The sequence below is a fragment of the Nocardia sp. NPDC004722 genome, from assembly GCF_053601505.1.
On sequence record NZ_JBSGBY010000030.1, the window covers coordinates 1 to 19,698 of the forward strand.

A 19,698-nucleotide genomic window follows, 5' to 3' on the forward strand; every position below is an offset into this window, starting at 1 on the left:
GCCGCCCGCCACTACGCCCAGCACCGCGAGTGAGCATCCGCCCCGGCCACTTCCACGCCCGGCCGTTCAACTCCCCGGGATGACGAGGGCGGCCGCCGGGATGACCGGGGTGGCCCCGCCAGGTGGGCGAGGGCGGTGGAAATGCGAACGGCCCCCGCCGAAGTGGCGGGGGCCGTGTCGTCGGGGCTTGGGCGGCAGCTTGTTCCGGCTCAGCCGAAGAAGGCGGCGGCTTCCCGGTAGCGGTCCGGCGGGACCAGCTTGAGCTGCTTGGTCGCTTCCGAGAGCGGGACCAGTTCGATCTCGCTGCCCTTCAGCGAAACCATTTGTCCGAATTGCCCGGCGTGCACGGCTTCTGCCGCGTGCACGCCGAAACGTGTTGCCAGCACCCGGTCGAACGGGGTCGGGGTGCCGCCGCGCTGGACGTGCCCGAGCACGGTGACGCGGACCTCCTTGCCGATGCGGCGCTCGATCTCGGGCGCGAGCTGCTGTGCCACACCGGTGAATCGGACATGCCCGAACTCGTCGATGCCGCCGTCGCGCAGGCTCATGGACTTGGGGTCCGGGTGCGCGCCCTCGGCCACCACGCAGATGAAGTGCGAATCCCCGCGCTGGAAGCGCCGTTTCACCATGGCGCAGACCTCGTCCACGTCGAACGGCACCTCGGGCACCAGGGTCAGGTGCGCGCCGGAGGCGATGCCGGAGTTGATGGCGATCCAGCCGGCGTGCCGCCCCATCACCTCGACCAGCATGACGCGCTGATGCGATTCCGCGGTGGTGTGCAGCCGGTCGATGGCCTCGGTGGCGATGGCCACGGCGGTGTCGTGGCCGAAGGTGGTGTCGGTGCAGTCGATGTCGTTGTCGATGGTCTTGGGCACGCCCACTACGGGCACGCCCTCGTCGGCCAGCCAGGAGGCGGCGGTCAGGGTGCCCTCGCCGCCGATCGGGATGAGTGCGTCGATGCCGTTGTCGTCGAGGGTCTGCTTGATGCGGGGCAGCCCGGCGCGCAGCACATCCGGATTGGTGCGGGCGGTGCCGAGGATGGTGCCGCCCTTGGTGAGCAGGCGGTCGGTGCGGTCGTTGTTGAGGATCTGGATCTTGCGGTCCTCGAGTAGCCCGCGCCACCCGTCCTGGAAGCCGACGATCGCATCCCCCCAGCGGCCGTTCGCGGTACGAACGACAGCACGGATGACGGCATTCAGGCCAGGGCAGTCTCCGCCTCCGGTCAAGACTCCGATGCGCATGGTGCCCATCTTGCCCTGAACGCCGCGCTCGGTGGGCTCCACCCCCGTGAAGCGCTGGTTACAACTGCCGCCCGCGGTGCCGACTTGCCGCTATGCGGTGCCGACTTGCCGCTACGCGGCGGGGCAGCCCGCGCCCTGGAGTTCGTCGAGGTGTTTGCCGATCAACGTGGCGATCTTGGTGAGGATCGCGGTGCCGTCGTCGAAGGAGCCGGAATTGGGCTGGGTGGCAATGGCAATGGCGATCTGCCCACCCGCGACGGGCAGCAGCCCCAACTGCCTGACCAGGTAGTTCCCGCTGGGATCCGGTCCCCAGCCGCCCTTGAAGACCGCGCCGTCGAGGGTGCCCAGCCCCCAGCGCTGGCCCGAACTGACCTTGCCCATGAGCGAGGTCACCACGTCGGATTGCGGCAGGCACGGCAGTTTCGCGGTGAATTTGAGCTGATTGGCCAGCGACCAGTCGGCCTGCCCGAAGGCGGAGTAGTCGGGCCGGGCCCGGGTGGCGGGCACGGTGGTCTCGCTGTCGCCGCCCTCGCGCAGCACGTCCTGCACGGTCTGTGCCGCGACCTCCGGGCTGCCGAGCGACTGCCAGAGGGTGTCGGCCGCCGTGTTGTCGGAGTACTCGATGGCATTGACGGCCGCCACCTGATTGCCCGGATTCTTGCGCAGCGCGGCCAGCGTCAACGGGACCTTCATGGTCGACCAGCCGGGCCCCGAGGTCCAATCCCCGAGCGCCACCACCTTGTCGCCGCCGACGGGCAGCACCGCCAAACCCACCTTGCCCGCCAGCGTCGGCGCGAGCGTGGTGTTGAAGTCCCAGGCCAGCGTGCCGGGCAGCGCCATCACCGTAGCCGGGATGGTGTTGGTGGGCGCGGCCGCGGCGGATGTCTTGTCCGGCACCAGAACCGGCTTGCTGGAGCAACCGGTCACCAGCGTCAGTGCCGTGACCAGCGAGGTCAGTGCGACGCACCCGTGCGCGAAGTGTCGTCCGCGCCAACGCGTTTTCACACCGAACCTCCCTCTGCCCCGGCTGCCGGTGCGTTCCCTGTTCCTAGCGGACACACCTAGGCCGGGTCAATTGCGGCTAGTGCGAGCAGAGTCCGCCGCGTAGGTCGGGCAGATGGTCGCCGACCAGCAGGGCCAGCTTGTCCATCATGTCGGTGGCGTCGTCGAAACTGCCGGACGCGGGTTCGGCCGCCAGCGCCACCGCCACCGGTCCGTTCAGCGTGGGGATGAGGCCGAATTGACGGACGGTGTATTTGCCGGTGTCGTCGTCGGGACCCCAGCCGCCCTTGAATTCCGCGCCGACCAACCGGCCCAGGCCCCAGCTCTGGCTGGGGGTGATCTCGCTCATCAGCGAGACAACGGAATTGGCGCGCGGCAGGCACGGCAGCTTGGAGGCGAAATGCACCTGATCGGCCAGCGACCAGTCGGTCGCGCCGAAGGCGAGCAGATCATCGGATTCCAGGGCGGCCAGTTTGGTGTGGCGGGCGGCGACGTCGGTGGTGGTGTCACCGGCCTCGCGCAGCACCGACTCGACCGCGTCGGCGGCCTGGCTGCCATTGCCCAGGGAGGTCCAGAGTTGCTGTGCCGCATCGTTGTCGGAGAAGGTGATGGCGGCCTCGGCGGTGGAGCGCATGCCGTCCGGATCGTGCCGCAGCGCGGCCAGCGCGAGGGGGACCTTGATGGTGGACCAGGCGATGCCGGTGGTCCAGTCGCCGAGCTGGGTCACGTCGCCGCCGCCGACGGGCATGACGGCGATGCCGACCCGGCCGTCGAGCGCGGTGCGCAGATCTGCGAAATCCGCTGCGAAAGCCACGGATTTCGGCAGCCCGAACAATTCCGGCAACCCGGGCGCGACCATGTTCGGGGATTGCAGCTCGGAACTGTCGCCCACCGGTTTGATCTCGTCGGCCTGCGCCGAAGCATGATGCGCCGCACCGAGGTTCACGCCGCAACCGGACACGGCCAAGACGGCCGCCAAGGCCAGCCCGCGCACAAACCCCTTGCGACAGGCCGGATTTGGATCAGTAGACATACACCACCGCGTTCTCACCGCCGGTACAGGTCACCAATTTGCCTGCAGCCGTGCAGTTCATCGTGTAAGACCGGCCCGTCACCGGGCTCACTGCATTCACACTAACCGTCGCACCCGGCCGCGCCGAAGTCGCGTCGGCATAGGCTTGGCGAACCACTTCCGCGAAAGGACAGGACGTCCCGCTGTTTCCGACCGCGGAGGAGGCGTAACCGCCGAGCGTCCCGTACGTCGGCGGACAGGGCGTCGCTCCCGCCGGCAACTGCACCGTGGTGGGAGCCGTGGTGGTCACCGCCGTCGGGCCCGCCGATTGCGAGCGCGGCGCGGTGGTCCCCGGAACACCCTGTGCTGCCGTCGATATGGGTGCTTCGTTGCCGGAGCCGTCGAGGACTTGCCAGCCCACCGCGCCGGCGATGGCGGCCACCGCGATCACCAGCACGCCGATGACCACCGGCAGCGCCACCGACTTGCCCCGGCGGCGCTTGCGGTGCTCGAAGGCCGGGCCCGTGACAATGGCGTGCTCGGCGGTCGGGTACAACGCGGGATCCGGTGCGGGAGCGTAGGGAAAGTCCTGCTGGGCGGCTTGCGCGTGGCCCCAGGCGGCGTGTTCCTGGGCCTCGGGCGGCAGCGGCGTGAAGTGGAAGTCGCTGACCCGCACCCGGGTCGGATCCGAGGGCGTGATGACCGGCAGGTCGCCGGTGGGCGAGGGTTCCTCGGCGGCCGGAAAGGAGCCGGTGATGTAGGCCGGGATGGAGCCGGTGGCTGTGGTCAGCCGGGGCGCGGCGGGCGGGCCCGGCGGGCGCGGCGCGGGTGAGTTGGGTTGCAGCAGCGTCGGTTCGGAGTTCCGACCGGTCGGCATTCCTTGATTGGGTCCGCCCTGATTCGGCCCACCCTGATTCGCTCCGCCCTGGTTCGGCAACACCGTGGTCGGCGGCCCGAACGGCGGCGGCCCCAGCGGCGGACCCGGCGGCACCGTCCGGCCACCCGGACGCGGCGGCTGCGGTGGCGGCGCGATCCGGCCACCGGCCAGCGCCATCCGCGCGGCCCGGGCGAATTCGCCCGCGGTGAAGAACCGCGCGTTCGGATCCTTCGCCAGCGCCTTCGCCACCACGCCGTCCAGCGCGGGCGGAATCCCGGGACGCAGCATGCTCGCCGCGGGCGGCGGCTCGGACAGGTGCGCGCGCACCAGCGCACTCATGTTCTGGGTCGGGAAAGGCCGCTCGCCGGTGAGACATTCGTGCAGCACGCAGCCCAGCGAGTAGATGTCCGCGCGACCGGAGACCGGCCCGGAGTCGAAGCGCTCGGGAGCCATGTAGGCGTAGGAGCCGACGGCCGTGCCCGCCATGGTGATGGTGGCGTCGCCCTCGGCGCGCGCGATGCCGAAATCCGCGAGATATGCGAAATCTGCATCAGTCACAAGGATGTTCGCGGGTTTCACGTCCCGGTGCACCAGCCCCGAGTAGTGCGCCGCGTCCAGCGCCGCCGCGATCTGCTCGATGATCCCGACCACGCGCAACGGCGGCATCGGCCCGTACATGTCCAGCAGTGAACGCAGGTCCTGACCGCGCACCAGCCGCATGTCGATGTAGAGCTGACCGCCGATCTCACCCCAGTCGTGGATCGGGATGATGTGCGGTTCCGCCAGCCGCGCCGCCGCCTGCGATTCGCGGCGGAACCGCTCCTGGTAGGCCGGATCCTCGGCGAGCTCCCCGGGCAGCAGCTTGAGGGCTACCACCCGATCCTTGGAGGTGTCGTAGGCCTCGTAGACCTCACCCATGCCGCCCCTGCCCAGCAGCGAGCGCAATTCGTACGGCCCGAACCTGCTTCCGGCCCGCGATGGCGGTGCATCCACCCCGTCCAACCTCCAACTCATCGGGAGGGAAGCAGACGAGAACCCGCGACCCACCCCTCTAGGGGGTGGATTCTCCCGGTGCCACTACGCCGTGGTCAAACGCAAAGACGATGGCCGCCGAACGGTCGCGTAACCCAAGCTTCCCGAAGATATGTCCCACGTGGCTCTTCACCGTTACCTCCGAGATACCCAATGTGCTCGCGATCTCAGCGTTGAGGCGGCCTCTGCCGATGAGTTCGAGCACCTCGAGCTCGCGAACGGTCAGCTCCGCCAGCCGGTTACCGCCCGGCGCGGGAGTGGGACGCGCCGAACGGTAGGTCGTCAGGACACGCGGGGTGACGGTCGGGTCCAGCCAGGAGCCGCCAGTGGCCACCGTGCGCACCGCGCGGATCAGATCCTCGGCGGGGGAGTCCTTGAGAATGAATCCCGCCGCGCCCGCCCGGATCGCGCCCGAGAGCAGCTGATCGTCGTCGAAGGTGGTCAGCACCAGCACCGGGGGCGCGTCGGCGCGGGTGCGCAGGGTGCGGGTGGCCTCGATGCCGCCGATGCGTTTCATCCGCAGATCCATCAGCACCACGTCGGGGCGGTGGGCGTCCACCGCCGCGGGCACCTCGTCGCCGTCCGCGGCCTCGCTGATCAGGAATCCGTCGCGGCGACGCAGGATTCGGCGCAGACCGCCGCGCACCAGTTCCTGATCGTCGACGACGAGGACGCCGATCAACTCCTCGTCCGAACGGTCGATCACACACTCTCCTGGGGCTTGTGGGTCATGGTCGTCAGCACGCTGCGCAGCCCTTGTTCGGCCACCGCGAGACACGGGAACTGGCCGGTGGTCGGAATCCGGGCGCGCACCTGCCAGCTGCCGTCCTCGAGTCCGGCGGTGAGGGTGCCGCCCAGCACCGCGAGGCGCTGGCGCATGCCCGAGATGCCCATGCCGTTGCCGGGTCGGGCCAGCGCCCCGGGCGGCAGGGTGTTGGTCACTGCCAGATCGATATGCCTGGGGTGCAGCGTGATTCGCAGCTCGGCTCGCGCGCCCGGCGCGTGCTTGGCGATATTGGCCAGCGATTCCTGGCAGATCCGGTAGGCGGCCAGCCCCAGCCCGGCCGAGACCTCGTGGGGATTGCCCGTCGTGCGGAAGTCGATGGTCATGCCCGCGCGCACGAAATCCGAGACCAGATCCTCGATGTCGTCCAGGCCGGGTTCGGGGCGCAGCGAGGCGGGCTGCCCGTCGAGCAGGCCGACCGTGCGGCGGATATCGGCCATGGCCTGGCGGCCCAGCCGCTCGGCATCGGCCAGCGCGTCGACCGCCTCGTCCACATCCTGGTCGGTTTGCAGCGCGTGCCGGGCGGCGGTCACGTGCAGCAGCGTGACGCTCAGCGAGTGGGCGATGACGTCGTGCACCTCGCGCGCGATGCGCCGCCGCTCCTCACCGGCCGCCTGCAAGGCGCGGATGTGCTGGTAGTCGCGCTCCTGATACAGATAGCGGCGCTGATAGTTGAGCAGCTGACCGGTGAACCAGCCGAACAGGATGCCGAGCGCGAACCAGGTGAATCCGTCGATGCGCGCGGCCCATTGGAACAGAGCCAGCTCGGCGAACATGGCCAGGGCCACGGCCGTCCCGACCGGAGTCTGCACGATGGCCGCGATCTCGCCGGTGATGACGACCAGGATCAGGGGCGCGACATCCAGCGGCACCGGCTGGGTCAGGAACAGCGCCACCGCCGCCATGGCGATCGCGGCCAGCAGCACCGGCCGCGGCGGAAAGTTGAGCAGCACGCACGGCGGCCCGGTGATCGCGATGAGAACCAGTCCCGTCAAGGCCAGCCCGGCCGGGGGATACCCCGCGGCGATCCGCTGGGCGAAGGCGATCGAGCCGATCGCGATCATCATCAGGTCCACCAGGACCACCATCGACACCGGATAGTCGAAACCGGTGCTCTCGACCCAGTGCCGGTACTCGTCGATCGGGCTGCGCGCGAAGCGTCGGCAGCGGTTGCCGGTCTCGCGCAGATACTCCTGCAACGCCTGCCCGATCACCGTAGGGGTGGCGTCGGTCACGTTCATCCTGTAAGGCTATCCGTCGGGTCGGGTCCCGTACATCGTCCGGCGGCAGGGGTGCTTCTCCTACCGGGGTAGGAGGCCAAGTCGCGTCCGCGGCACGAAGACAGGACTCCGGGGCGATCGTAGTTTTGGGACAACGGCATCAGCGCCCGCACACGAAGCAGGGGCGCTCGACGAAAGGCTGAGGCCATGTCCTGGGCTGATTTCCACGCTCGTACCGACATCCTGCACGCCGTCCTCGACCGGGCGGCACGAAATCCGGCCGATCCCAAGTTGTTCGACGATCTACCCGAGCTGGATCGGCTGTTCGGCAGCCCGAACGGTGTGCTGCTCGCGCTGCGCAACCGCTGGGAGAACCACCTGAACGTCAAGCTGGAACACGCACTGGCACAAGGCAAATCGGTGACACAGGTCTGGCAGGAACTCGCCACCGAGCAACCGGCGCTGCGCGCGATCCTCGACAACTACGACACCGATCGCCTGTATTTGCGCCGTCCACATGCGCGAGCGCTCGCCAGCTGATATTACTCGCTGGTAATGATTTCGAGGGGAACAGAGACCCATGCTGGAATTGACCGACGTAACCAAGGAATACCGGGTGGGCGAGCAGACCGTGCGCGCCCTGGACGGAATCAGCCTGCGCATCGACGCGGGGGAGTTCACCGCCATCGTGGGACCCTCCGGTTCGGGCAAGAGCACTCTGCTGCATCTGCTCGGCGCGCTGGATTCCCCGGATTCCGGCTCGATTCGATTCCAGGACAAGGAGATCGGCGACCTCGACGACGACCGGCAATCCGAATTCCGGCGGCACCAAGTCGGTTTCATCTTCCAGTTCTTCAACCTGCTGCCCACCCTGACCGCGTGGGAGAACGTCGCCATCCCGAAACTGTTGGACGGCACCGGATTGCGTAAGGCCAAGCCGCGCGCGCTGGAACTGCTCGACCTGGTCGGGCTGAGCGAGCGCGCCGAGCACCGCCCGGCCGAACTGTCCGGCGGCCAGATGCAGCGGGTCGCGGTGGCGCGGGCGCTCATCATGGATCCGCCGCTGATCCTGGCCGACGAGCCCACCGGCAACCTGGATTCCAAGACCGGGGCCTCGATCCTGCAGTTGCTGGCCGACATCACCAAGGAGGGCAACTCCGTGGTGATGGTGACCCACGACATGGGTGCGGTGCGCTACTGCGATCGCGTGATCAACCTGCGCGACGGGAACATCGGGTCCATCGACCGGGTCGAGCGCGCCGACGACGGTGAGGTGCGAACCGTGCCGGAGGAGCTCAGCGCCTCCATCGAGACCGACACCGACGCCGCCGACGACGCCGGGGCGGTGCGCGCGTGATCCGGGCGGCCTGGGATCGCCTGCGGCTGTTCAATATCGGCGAACTCCTCGCCCACCGCGGGCGCACCCTCATGGCCATGGTCGTGATGGGAGTCTCCGCGGGACTGCTGGTTTCGGTGTTCAGCATCTCCGGCTCCATCACCGGCTCGGTGGACAAGCTCGCCAAGAGCCTCGGCGGCAACGCCGCGCTGGAGGTCAGCGGCGTCACCGACGCGGGCTTCGATCAGACGCTGCTGCAACAGATTCGCGCCGTGAACGGGGTCGGCACGGCGGTGCCGATGCTGCGGCAGGCCATCGGCGCGGACGACAATCGGGCGCTGCTGATCGGCGCGGACGCGTCGGTGGCGCAGCTGGGCAGTGATCTCGCCGGCACTCTGAAGGACAAGGCGAACAAGCTGCTCACGGTGTCCAACGGGGTGCTGGTGGGTCCGGCCATGGGACACAAGGAAGGTGACAAGTTCCAGCTCGGCACGGTGACCGCGACGGTCGCCGGTGTGATCGACGACGGGGCCGCCGCCAAGATCAACGGCGGACATCTCGTGATCGCCTTGCTGCCGGTGGCGCAGAAGATCACCGACCGGGTCGGGCACCTGGACTCGATCCAGATCGTCGCCGCACCGAACACCGATGTGGGGCAACTACGTTCGGACATCACGAAGGCGGTGGACGGGCACGCCGTGGTCGCCGACCCGGATCTGCGCACCGCGCAGGCGGGCGGGGCGGTCACGCTGGTGCGGTATTCGACGCTCGCCTCCTCGGCCTCGGCGCTCATCGTCTCCTCGTTCCTCATCTACAACGCGATGAGTATGGCCGTGGCGCAACGCCGTCCGACGCTGTCGCTGCTGCGGGCCATGGGCGGCAAGCGCACACCGATGGTGCGCGACCTGATCACCGAGGCGGCGCTGCTCGGGCTGTGGGGCGGCATCATCGGGTCGATCATCGGAATCTTCATGGGCCGCGCCGCGATCAGCCAGCTGCCCGCCGCGATCATGAACTCCGTGGAGTCGCGCACCGAATACGAGGTGCCCGGATACGCGGTGCCGGTGGCGGTCCTGGCCTGTGTGCTGGCCAGCGTCGCGGCGGCGGCCATTGCCGCGCGGCAGGTGTACAAGGTCGCGCCGATCGAGGCGCTGGCCCCGGTCGGCGTCGGCGCGGCCGACCAGGTGCGGCCGCTGCTGCGTTGGGGCGCAGCGGCTCTCGGGCTGATTCTGGTGGTGGGCGCGATCGTGGTCGCCCGCGCCGACCTCGGCAAGCTGTCCATCACGGCCGTCTCGCTGTCCATCGCGGGCGCGGTATTCCTGTGCTTCGCGGCCACCGAGCCCATCGTGCGCGCCGTCGCCGGGGTGGCCCGCCTGTTCGGTGCGCCCGGCGCATTGGGCGCGACCACGGTCGAACGCGCTCCGCGCCGGGTCTGGGCCACGGTCATGACCGTCATGATCGGGGTGACCGCCATCGTGGCCATCGGCAATGCCAGCCGCAATATGGTCTCCGCTGCCACCGACAGCTTCGAGGGCCTGGCGCGCACCGATATCTTCGTGAGCCCGACCTCCATGGAGCAGTTCCCGACCGGTCCGCTGCTGCCCGCGGATCTGAAGGACAAGCTGCGCGCCATCCCCGGCGTGGCCGGAGTCGGTTCGTCGCAAATGGCTTTCGCCACTCTCGGCCGAGGCCGAGTGATGCTGCAGGCCTACGAGAGCGGCGTCGCCGTCGCGCGCACCCAGGCACTCGACGGCGTGAGCCCCACGGAACTGGCGCAAATGGCCGCCGGTACCGGCATCGTCATCTCCCGCGACGTGGCCCGCACGCTCGGCGTGCACGAGGGCTCGCCGCTGACCCTGCCGACTCCGACCGGTGAGCATCAGGTCACGGTCCTGAAAGTGGTGCCGTACTTCTCGGCCGTCGCGGGCGTGGTCCTGATGGACCTGGACATCATGCGGCAGTGGTATCAGCGCCCTGGTGAGACGATCCTCGGTCTCGATTTCGCGCCCGGCGCGGACCATGCCGCGGTGATGGCGGCCGTCCGTGCCGCCGTGCCCGCCGACATCCACGTCGATACCGGACGCCAAGCGGTGACCGCGATTTCGTCGAGTGTCCAGCAGGGCACCGCGATCAGTGCCGCCATCCTCTGGATCGTGGTCCTGGTCTCGGCCGTCGCGCTGCTCAACACCCTGATGCTGTCGGTGCTCGACCGCCGCCGTGAACTCGGGGTACTGCGGGCCATGGGCACGAGTCGAAAGTTCCTGCTGCGCACGGTGCTCACCGAGGCGGCGGGCATCGGGGTGACCGGCGCGCTGCTGGGTCTGGCGGTCGGCTCGGCGGTGCACTACCTGTCCACCTTCGCCCTCGGCCACGCCATCGCCATGGACATCCCGTATCACGCCAGCCCGCTGCTGGTGGCCTACGCGGTCATCGCGCTCGTACTGTCCCTGCTGGGAGCCATTCCGCCCGCTCTGCGCGCGGCCCGGCTGCCCATCGTGGAAGCCATCGCGATCGACTGATCGAGTTGCCCGGGCTGCCCAGCTCGCCCGGTCCGACCGCCGTCGCGGCGGTCGGACCGGGCACTAATAGGATGGTGCGCATGAGCGCAGCGACCGTGGACTTGATGGACTACTCCGATGTCATCGACCGGTACGAACCGGTGCTGGGCATGGAGGTACACGTCGAGCTGGGCACCGCGACCAAGATGTTCTGCGGCTGCCCGACCGAATTCGGCGCCGAGCCCAACACCCAGGTGTGCCCGGTGTGCCTGGGTCTGCCGGGTTCGCTGCCGGTGGTGAACGAGAAGGCGGTCGAGTCCGCGATCCGCATCGGGCTCGCGCTGAACTGCTCCATCACCCCGTGGGGGCGGTTCGCGCGCAAGAACTACTTCTACCCGGACCAGCCCAAGAACTACCAGATCAGCCAGTACGACGAGCCGATCGCCACCAACGGCTACCTCGATGTGGTGCTCGACGACGGGGAGATCTTCCGCGTCGAGATCGAGCGCGCGCACATGGAGGAGGACACCGGCAAGTCGCTGCACGTCGGTGGCGCGACCGGGCGCATCCACGGCGCCTCGCACTCGCTGCTCGACTACAACCGCGCCGGTGTGCCGCTCATCGAGATCGTCACCAAGACCATCGAGGGCGCGGGCGAGCGGGCCCCCGAGGTGGCGCGCGCGTACGTGACCGCGCTGCGCGAGGTGCTCAAGTCGCTCGACGTCTCCGACGTGAAGATGGAGCAGGGCTCGATGCGCTGCGACGTCAACGTCTCGCTGATGCCCAAGGGTGCCAAGGAATTCGGCACCCGCACCGAGACCAAGAACGTGAACTCGCTCAAGAGCGTCGAGGTCGCGGTGCGCTTCGAGATGCGGCGGCAGGCCGTGGTGCTGTCGCAGGGCGGCGAGATCCTCATGGAGACCCGCCACTTCCACGAGACCGACGGCACCACCTCCTCCGGTCGCATCAAGGAGACCGCCGAGGATTACCGCTACTTCCCGGAGCCCGACCTCGAGCCGGTCGCCCCCGACGCCGCCTGGGTCGAGGAACTGCGCGGCACCATCCCCGAGTACCCGTGGCTGCGTCGCGCTCGCATCCAGTCCGACTGGGGCCTGTCCGACGAGGTGTTCCGCGACCTGGTCAACGCCGGCGCCCTGGACCTGATCATCGCCACCGTCGACGCCGGTGCCTCGGTCGACGCCGCGCGCTCCTGGTGGGTCGCCTACCTCACCGAAAAGGCCAAGGAGAACGAGGTTTCCCTCGAAGACCTCGCCATCACCCCGAAGCAGGTCGCCGAGGTGGCCGGTCTGGTCGAGGCCAAGACCATCAACAACAAGGTCGCCAAGCAGGTCGTCGACTTCGTCCTCGCGGGCGAGGGCGAACCCGCCGCCATCGTCGAGGCCAAGGGCCTCGGCATGGTCTCCGACGACTCCGCCCTCCAGACCGAGGTCGAGAAGGCCCTCGCCGCCAACCCCGACATCGCCGAGAAGATCCGCTCCGGCAAGATCCAGGCCGCGGGCAAGGTCGTCGGCGACGTCATGAAGGCCACCCGCGGCCAGGCCGACGCCGCCCGCGTCCGCGAACTCGTCCTCGCGGCCTGCGGCGTGGAGGGCTGATCGCACCCGGAACAACCTGTGGCGCACGGCATCTGCCGTGCGCCATCGGCGTCGTCACTCGTCCGGATGCAATACCGAATCGACCGCAATCATGGTGTCGGCGAATCGGATCGGAATCATGTCGCCGGATTGATACTTCGTCTGCAGTCGATAGCCGCTGGGAATGGGCTCGGTGTGTTCGTAGATCGTGTCCTTCGTGACCACCCAGTACACGTCGTAACCAGCCCGACCGTAAAGCTTCGCCTTGACACTCAGATCCTGAAGAACCGTTTCGTTGGACACCTCGACCACCAGCAGAACATCTTTGGGGCTCCAAATCGCCAGGCGCGAACCGATCTTGCCGACCGGTTCCGCTGCGGCGTGACGTACCCAGCAATCCGGATCCGGTAGCGATTCCGCCGTCGGCAGGGTCGATGTCGAGACGCGTACGCCGGGGTGACGCAGCGCACCCACGACTTCGCTCACCGTGTCGCCATGCCAGGAGCCGATGACCACCGGCCAGACCTCCCCCTCGACAAGCTCCGCTTTGTGGTCGAAGGCCCCGGCTTCCCAGGCCCGCACGAATTCCTCGCGGGACCAGTGATAGCGCAGCCCGGCCTCTGTCATGGCCTCACAGTACCGGGATCATTGTGCGTTTGGGCGGCATCACCTGCGGTTTACGCGGCCTTGCGCACGTTTGCGCACCGTCCGCCAGGGGCCATTGCCGAATGTTTCGCCGCCGTGGCCGACGGGCCGCGAGCACAGGAGTAATCTCCCGGCGCGATCGGTCCTTGACCCTCACACCGTGTGAGGTCCGAACGTGGAGGGCGTCATGTTCAGTATTGGAGACTTCGCCAGGTTCGGATCGGTGTCCGTGCGGATGCTGCGCCACTACGACGAGATCGGTTTGCTGCCACCGTGCGAGGTGGACGAGTGGACGGGTTATCGGTTCTACCAAGCCGATCAGCTCGCTCGACTCAACCGGATCGTCGCGTTGAAGGATCTCGGCTTCACCTTGCAACAGGTGGCCGAGATGCTCGACGGGCAGCTGTCCGCGGAACGCCTGCACGGCATGTTGCAGCTGCGTCGCGCGCAGCTGGCCAATCAGGTCGCCGCGGATTCCGCGCGACTCGCATCCGTCGAGGCGAGGCTCCTGCGTATCGAAAGTGAGGGTGTCATGCCCGAGCAGGAAATCATCGTGAAGCCGCTGTCGGCCACCCTGGTGGCTGAATTGACCGATATCGCCGCCGAATCCGGCGAGGCCGCCGTCGGCCCGATCATCGAGCAGCTGTATGCCCGCATGGCGCAGGCGATTCCGGAGTCCGGACTCACCATCAGCGGCCCGCCCATCGTGTATTACGAAGAGCTGCAAGAGGGTCTGCGCGTGCACGTCGCGCACCAGGTGACCGGTACCGCCGCCCCCGGCAGCCCGTTCGAGCTGCTGCTGTTGCCCGAGGTGCCGCGCGCGGCCACGCTCGCGCATCGCGGGAAGCTGACGGAGTTGTGCGTGGCCTTCGAGGCCATGGGGCGCTGGGCCGACGAAAACGCCTACAAGCCCAACGCTCCCATTCGTGAGGTCTACCTCGCGGCTCCCGGCGATCCCACGTCCGACGAGTGGGTCGTCGAACTGCAGATGCCGGTCGAGTGACCTACGCGCTGCCCCAGGAGTGCAGCAGGTAGGTGATGTTCGCGGTGATCGAGGTGACCACATCCGCGAGATTCAAAGCCGCTGAACCCAAATCGACGCTGCCCATCTGATTCCTCCAGTGTTGCCAAATGATTGCCAACTCACGGTAGGTGCGTACCGCCACGGAAGTAAACACTGGGATTTCACTCGGAGTGGTACCCACACCGGCCAGTGCAAACACTGTCCGAACCGGCATCGAGGGAACCGGACAGGTCTGTACAGCACTGCGGCGCACAGCATTTGCTGTGCGCCGCGGTGTCGGCGATGGGCTACTCCTTGCCGCCGCCCCCACCGGTGGTCGGCGGCGGGATCCGCACCACGCGGTCGTCGTACTGATTGGGATTGCCGTCCGGCTTGTTCACGGTGCCCACCCAGATATTGCCGTCACCGCCGAGCGCCGCGCCGTCCAGTCGCCCGTACTTGTCCTGCGCCAGCACCGACGGCGCCGCGGTCACCGCGTGCGAGTTCTTGTCGGCCGTGGCGATCGCCAGCCCCTTCTGATTGGTCAGCGAGATCGCCACCCCGTCGGTCGCGGCCGCACAGCCCGCCACGCCCGGATGATCCGACCATGTCCACGCCTTCACCGCGACCCCGTCCGGCCCCACCCGCTGCAACCGATCCTCGGTGGCGGTGCGGTCGGTGAACCAGATGGAATCCTTTCCGTCCGTGCACACTCCGCCCGCCACGCCGATCCCGGACACCATCACGTTCGCGGACGCGCCGGGCGCGGGGGAGTCGATGCTGAGCAACTTGCCCGCCAGCGAGGAATTGTCGCCGGCCAGCGCCGGATTGCCCGCGTCGCCGGTCAGGATCAGCATGCGGTCGTGCAGGAAGTCGATGGAGCCGCGATTGCCGTTGAGGCCCTTCGGAATTCCGGTCAGGATCGGCTTGGGCGTGCCGCCGCCGTCGGTGGCGATGCGCACCACCCGGTTGTCGCTGGCGGTGGTGATGTAGGCGTAGAGCAGCCCGTCCTCGCTGAAGGTGGGCGAGAGCGCCAACCCGGTCACGCCGCCGTCCCCGGCCGCGTCGATATCCAGCTTGGCGACCTCGATGGGCGCGGGCGGCTCGCCCTCGTCGGTGGCGACCACCTTCAGGATCCGCCCGGTGGTGCGTTCGGCCACCAGCGCGCTACCGCCGTCGGGCAGTGCGACCAGCCCGGCGGTGGTGTCCAGGCACGAGACCACCACTGCGATATCGGGATCCACGCACGGCAGATCCGGTCGCTTCGCGTTGGTGGGCGGCGCTTTCGGCGTGCTGCTGTTCGGCTCGGCATCCTGCCAGGTCGGCTCGGTCGTGAACGGGCTCGAGGCGCGATCGTCGAAGCGAGCGCAGCCGGACAGCAGCACGGCACCGAGGGTCACGCCCAGCACGACCCTGCGTGCTCCCACCCCGACCCGGCCAGCGGCAACCAAACTCATGCCTGGAACGTTACGGAAAACCCGCCGCCCATGCGCGGACGGGGTGTCGCATTTCTTGCGATCGAGCGGCCGCCCGCGCGTCGGTGCGATGTCTTGCCGCCACACGTGTCACGAATCGGACGACGGACACGCCCGCCTTCTACTGTGTATCGCGCCCCTGTGGCTAATAGTGTGGCCCGCGTGACCGACAAGCAGACCGAATCGTCCGAGCCGTCCGCCGCGGTCGGCGATACCACGCCAGCAATGCCGCGACCGGCAGGTGAAGCGGTCCGCAGCCCCTTCGATTCGCCGACCGAGCAGTTCGCCGCCGTGTCCGGCGCGCCGACAGCCACCGGTGTCCAGACCACCGAGAAACTGCCGCGCACCGACGTCCAGCCGACCGAGAAGCTGCCGCGCACCGACGAGGAGCTCGGCCTCGACCCGGAGGTCCCGCTCTACTCGCAGGTGCGCAACGCGATTCCGGGCGCGGCCAACTCCACCACCACCGAGCCGTCCCCGACCTATTCCTTCGCCAGCATCCCGCCCGCACCGTCCGCGCCCGCCGACGGCAACGGCCGCCCCCGCCGCCGCGACGACCGCCGCGGCACCCTGGACCTGGGATTGCTGTTGCTGCGCTTGGTCATCGGCGGCACCTTCATCTACCACGGCCTGCAGAAGGCGACCGGCTGGTTCCACGGCCCGGGCCTCGACGGCATCAAGACCGCCATGGAGAACGGCGGCTGGAAGCACGTCGACATCGCCGCCCCGATGCTCATCGCCGGTGAACTCGGCGGCGGTGTGCTGGTCGTCCTCGGCCTGGCCTCCCCGCTGGCGGCGGGCGCGCTGCTCGCGGTGATCCTCGACGCGTGGATGTGGAAGCAGAGCATGGTCTCGGGCTTCCAGTACTCCGCCAAGGGCAATTCGACCGAGCTGGAATCGATCCTGGTCGGGCTGACCACCGTGCTGATCCTCACCGGCCCGGGCCGCCTGTCGCTGGACCGCAACCGCGGCTGGTCGACGCGGCCGTTCCTGGGTTCGGTGGCAGCTTTCGTCGCGGCGGTGGCCGCGGCCATCCTGACGTACGTCTATCTGCACGGCGGTAACCCACTGGCCGGTATCGGCCCGTTCTGACGCCTCGGAACACAAAGCGGCCGGGATGATCTCAGATCAATCCCGGCCGTCGTGGTTCGAAGGGGGTGCGGGGGAAGCCCCCGCTAATCCCCCTATCGGGGGGTGTGGGGGGCTTGCCCCCCACCTTTCAGTACTGCCGTGAGGTCCAGGATTCCCATTCCTGGAAGGTCTCGCGGTGGAGATTCAGCACCCGGCTCGACTTCATGTCGATCTGCTGGGTGAGCATCGCCTTGTGCGCGGTGCTCTGCGCGATCTCGTCCGGAGTCATCATGAACTCCGTCGATTCCAGGTGCCGCACTTCCGCGGCCAATTCCTCCGCCTCGGCGAGCAGCGCCTTCGCTTCGGCGTTGCGGGCATCCGACCGCTGGAGCATGGCCGTGTACTCGGCAAGCATCGTGTCCGCCTTGCCGATGTATTCGATTGTCATTCCCTGTCTTTCCTGAATTACGGCACGTACCGGACGGCGCCCTTGTCGGCGGAGGTGGCGAGCGCGGCGTAGGCGCGCAGCGCGGTCGTCACCGGGCGCTCGCGATTCGCGGGCTGCCAAGGCCGTTCGGACGCTTCCATTTTCACGCGGCGCTCCGCGAGAACCTCTTCGGGGACCAGCAATTCGAGCGCACGGGTGTGCACGTCGATGCGGATGCGGTCACCGTTCTCGATCAGGCCGATGGACCCGCCCGCGGCCGCTTCGGGTGACATGTGGCCGATGGACAGGCCCGAGGTGCCGCCGGAGAAGCGCCCGTCGGTGATGAGCGCGCAGACCTTGCCCAGGCCGACGCCCTTCAGGAACGAGGTGGGGTGCAGCATCTCCTGCATGCCGGGACCGCCCTTGGGGCCCTCGTAGCGGACCACGACCACGTCGCCGGGCTGGATCTCCTTGTTCAGGATCTTGGAGACCGCCTCCTCCTGGGACTCGACCACCACGGCCGGGCCCTCGAAGGTGAACAGCTCCTCGTCGATGCCCGCGGTCTTGAGGATCGCGCCGTCCGGGGCGATATTGCCGCGCAGCACGCACAGGCCGCCCTCGACGGTGTAGGCGTGCGCCTTGTCGCGGATGCAGCCGCCCTCGGCGTCGGTGTCCAGCGAGGACCAGCGGTTGTCGGTGGAGAACGGCACGGTGGTGCGGACCCCGCCGGGCGCGGCGTGGAACAGCTCGACCGCTTCCTCGGAAGCCTTGCCGGAGCGGATGTCCCAGGTGTCGAGCCACTCGTCGAAGGACTTGGTGTGCACGGTGGTGACGTCGGTCTTCAGCAGACCGGCGCGGCGCAGCTCACCGAGGATGGCCGGAATGCCGCCGGCACGGTGCACGTCCTCCATGTGGTAATCGGAGTTCGGCGACACCTTCGACAGGCACGGCACCTGCCGCGAGATCTCGTCGATGCTCTGCAGATCGAACTCGATCTCACCCTCCTGCGCGGCGGCGAGGGTGTGCAGCACCGTGTTGGTGGAACCGCCCATCGCCACGTCGAGGGCCATGGCGTTGTGGAAAGCCTTGGCGTTGGCCACATTTCGCGGCAGCACCGACGCGTCGTCGTCGCGGTACCAGCGGGTGGCGATGTCCACGATCACCCGTCCGGCCTTCTCGAACAGGGCGCGGCGCGCGGAATGCGTGGCCAGCGTGGAGCCGTTGCCCGGCAGCGAGAGGCCCAGCGCCTCGGTGAGGCAGTTCATCGAGTTGGCGGTGAACATGCCCGAGCAGGAACCGCAGGTCGGGCACGCGGAGCGCTCGACCTCGGACAGGCCGTCATCGGTCACGCTCGGCGAGGCGCTCGCGGAGATGGCGGTGATCAGGTCGGTCGGGGCCTGCGCGACGCCGCCGACGACCACGGCCTTACCGGCCTCCATCGGGCCGCCGGAGACGAACACGGCCGGAATGTTCAGGCGCATAGCGGCATTCAGCATGCCGGGCGTGATCTTGTCGCAGTTGGAGATGCAGACCAGCGCGTCCGCGGTGTGCGCGTTGGCCATGTACTCCACGGAGTCGGCGATGATCTCGCGCGAGGGCAGCGAGTACAGCATGCCGCCGTGACCCATGGCGATGCCGTCGTCGACGGCGATGGTGTGGAACTCACGCGGGACGCCACCGGCAGCCCGTACCGCCTCGGCCACGATCTCGCCGACGTCCTTGAGATGCACGTGGCCGGGCACGAACTGGGTGTAGGAGTTCGCGATGGCGACGATCGGCTTCCCGAAGTCGGAATCCTCGAGACCGGTCGCGCGCCAGAGGGCGCGAGCGCCCGCGGCATTGCGGCCGACGGTGGTGGTGCGTGAGCGAAGCGGTGGCATGGGTCAGGTCCTCGGTTCGTGTCGCAGGGGGCTGTGGCGACTACGCCGGAACATCTCTTTGCAAAGACGCGCTCCGGCGGGCCTCAACGTTACTCCGGCGTGGACTCGCCCTTGTCGTCGTCCTCTTCCACCGTTTCCGCGGCCTCTTCCTCGGGCTCGGCGAAGGGGTCCGGGATGCGGCCGTTCGAGGCGGCGACCAGAGTCGCGAGCTGTCCGTAGCCGACTGCGGGCAAGGTCACATCGGAGTCGTCGGCCAGGTGCACCTGCAGGTAGCCGCGCTTGGGAATGCGCAGTCCCTTGACGTCGGACCAGTCGATGTGACGGGAGCCGAACAGGGTGCGGGTGTCGATCCCATTGTCCGAGACGGTGGTCCGGGTGCGCTCGACCCAGATCGCCACCGCGACCGGGATCGCGAACAGGATCCACAGCACCTGCGGCCAGCCGAAGAACGGGAACGCGACGCAGAACAGCAGGATGAACACCCCGAGGTGAGCGAGCCGGGGGATGCGGATCACCTGACCCGCGTCCGATTCGGACTCGGGCGTGTGGGACGATCGAGCAGGTGGCACGGACTGATGCTGTGAGGACACACCCACATCC

The 19,698-nt window shown here is 68.4% G+C and carries 17 protein-coding genes; 6 read left to right on the forward strand and 11 right to left on the reverse strand.

The window, feature by feature from the left end; genetic code table 11:
- Positions 1 to 209: 209 nt before the first annotated feature.
- From ACWELQ_RS05680 to ACWELQ_RS05705, 6 genes are all read right to left on the reverse strand, one after another.
- Positions 210 to 1,241: an ATP-dependent 6-phosphofructokinase gene (locus tag ACWELQ_RS05680; RefSeq protein ID WP_452395857.1), complete on the reverse strand. Its 1,032-nt coding sequence runs from the start codon at positions 1,239 to 1,241 to the stop codon at positions 210 to 212.
- A 111-nt stretch (positions 1,242 to 1,352) separates the two neighbouring features.
- Entirely contained in the window at positions 1,353 to 2,246 is an 894-nt protein-coding gene (locus tag ACWELQ_RS05685; RefSeq protein WP_452395858.1) for a hypothetical protein, read from the reverse strand.
- Positions 2,247 to 2,322: 76 nt separating this feature from the next.
- Positions 2,323 to 3,276 (reverse strand): hypothetical protein, encoded by a 954-nt coding sequence (locus tag ACWELQ_RS05690; protein ID WP_452395859.1) that lies wholly within the window; start codon positions 3,274 to 3,276, stop codon positions 2,323 to 2,325.
- Complete coding sequence (locus ACWELQ_RS05695) at positions 3,266 to 5,125, reverse strand: serine/threonine-protein kinase (RefSeq protein WP_452395860.1); 1,860 nt, start codon at positions 5,123 to 5,125, stop codon at positions 3,266 to 3,268. The genes ACWELQ_RS05690 and ACWELQ_RS05695 overlap by 11 nt, the downstream gene beginning before the upstream one ends.
- A 58-nt stretch (positions 5,126 to 5,183) precedes the next feature.
- Positions 5,184 to 5,870, reverse strand: coding sequence for a response regulator (locus ACWELQ_RS05700; protein WP_452395861.1), 687 nt, complete (start codon positions 5,868 to 5,870; stop codon positions 5,184 to 5,186).
- Positions 5,867 to 7,189 carry a sensor histidine kinase gene (locus tag ACWELQ_RS05705; RefSeq protein WP_452395862.1) on the reverse strand — a complete coding sequence of 441 codons (1,323 nt, stop codon included), beginning with the start codon at positions 7,187 to 7,189 and terminating at the stop codon, positions 5,867 to 5,869. The genes ACWELQ_RS05700 and ACWELQ_RS05705 overlap by 4 nt, the downstream gene beginning before the upstream one ends.
- Positions 7,190 to 7,375: 186 nt before the next feature.
- Here ACWELQ_RS05705 and ACWELQ_RS05710 point away from each other — a divergent pair, with 186 nt between their 5' ends.
- From ACWELQ_RS05710 to gatB, 4 genes are all read left to right on the forward strand, one after another.
- Positions 7,376 to 7,708 carry a hypothetical protein gene (locus ACWELQ_RS05710; protein ID WP_452395863.1) on the forward strand — a complete coding sequence of 111 codons (333 nt, stop codon included), beginning with the start codon at positions 7,376 to 7,378 and terminating at the stop codon, positions 7,706 to 7,708.
- A 40-nt stretch (positions 7,709 to 7,748) separates the two neighbouring features.
- Positions 7,749 to 8,525 (forward strand): ABC transporter ATP-binding protein, encoded by a 777-nt coding sequence (locus ACWELQ_RS05715; RefSeq protein WP_452395864.1) that lies wholly within the window; start codon positions 7,749 to 7,751, stop codon positions 8,523 to 8,525.
- On the forward strand, positions 8,522 to 11,023 hold the full coding sequence (locus tag ACWELQ_RS05720; RefSeq protein WP_452395865.1) for an ABC transporter permease: 2,502 nt from the start codon (positions 8,522 to 8,524) through the stop codon (positions 11,021 to 11,023). The genes ACWELQ_RS05715 and ACWELQ_RS05720 overlap by 4 nt, the downstream gene beginning before the upstream one ends.
- 80 nt (positions 11,024 to 11,103) lie before the next feature.
- Complete coding sequence (gene gatB / locus ACWELQ_RS05725) at positions 11,104 to 12,618, forward strand: Asp-tRNA(Asn)/Glu-tRNA(Gln) amidotransferase subunit GatB (RefSeq protein ID WP_452395866.1); 1,515 nt, start codon at positions 11,104 to 11,106, stop codon at positions 12,616 to 12,618.
- A 54-nt stretch (positions 12,619 to 12,672) separates the two neighbouring features.
- Here gatB and ACWELQ_RS05730 read toward each other — a convergent pair whose 3' ends face one another.
- On the reverse strand, positions 12,673 to 13,224 hold the full coding sequence (locus ACWELQ_RS05730; protein ID WP_452395867.1) for a Uma2 family endonuclease: 552 nt from the start codon (positions 13,222 to 13,224) through the stop codon (positions 12,673 to 12,675).
- 205 nt (positions 13,225 to 13,429) lie between these two features.
- Here ACWELQ_RS05730 and ACWELQ_RS05735 point away from each other — a divergent pair, with 205 nt between their 5' ends.
- On the forward strand, positions 13,430 to 14,245 hold the full coding sequence (locus ACWELQ_RS05735) for a MerR family transcriptional regulator (protein ID WP_452395868.1): 816 nt from the start codon (positions 13,430 to 13,432) through the stop codon (positions 14,243 to 14,245).
- Positions 14,246 to 14,553: 308 nt separating this feature from the next.
- Here ACWELQ_RS05735 and ACWELQ_RS05740 read toward each other — a convergent pair whose 3' ends face one another.
- Complete coding sequence (locus ACWELQ_RS05740) at positions 14,554 to 15,702, reverse strand: PQQ-dependent sugar dehydrogenase (protein ID WP_452395869.1); 1,149 nt, start codon at positions 15,700 to 15,702, stop codon at positions 14,554 to 14,556.
- A gap of 180 nt (positions 15,703 to 15,882) precedes the next feature.
- Here ACWELQ_RS05740 and ACWELQ_RS05745 point away from each other — a divergent pair, with 180 nt between their 5' ends.
- Entirely contained in the window at positions 15,883 to 16,812 is a 930-nt protein-coding gene (locus tag ACWELQ_RS05745; RefSeq protein ID WP_452395870.1) for a DoxX family protein, read from the forward strand.
- A gap of 127 nt (positions 16,813 to 16,939) precedes the next feature.
- Here the strand turns inward: ACWELQ_RS05745 and ACWELQ_RS05750 are convergent, their stop codons facing one another.
- The 3 genes from ACWELQ_RS05750 to ACWELQ_RS05760 all read right to left on the reverse strand — a co-directional run bounded on the left by ACWELQ_RS05750 (position 16,940) and on the right by ACWELQ_RS05760 (position 19,688).
- Positions 16,940 to 17,239: a hypothetical protein gene (locus tag ACWELQ_RS05750; RefSeq protein WP_452395871.1), complete on the reverse strand. Its 300-nt coding sequence runs from the start codon at positions 17,237 to 17,239 to the stop codon at positions 16,940 to 16,942.
- Positions 17,240 to 17,256: 17 nt separating this feature from the next.
- Positions 17,257 to 19,098 carry a dihydroxy-acid dehydratase gene (gene ilvD, locus ACWELQ_RS05755; RefSeq protein ID WP_452395872.1) on the reverse strand — a complete coding sequence of 614 codons (1,842 nt, stop codon included), beginning with the start codon at positions 19,096 to 19,098 and terminating at the stop codon, positions 17,257 to 17,259.
- A gap of 89 nt (positions 19,099 to 19,187) precedes the next feature.
- Positions 19,188 to 19,688, reverse strand: a complete 501-nt coding sequence (locus ACWELQ_RS05760; RefSeq protein WP_452395873.1) for a PH domain-containing protein — start codon at positions 19,686 to 19,688, stop codon at positions 19,188 to 19,190.
- Between the last annotated feature and the right edge of the window lie 10 nt (positions 19,689 to 19,698).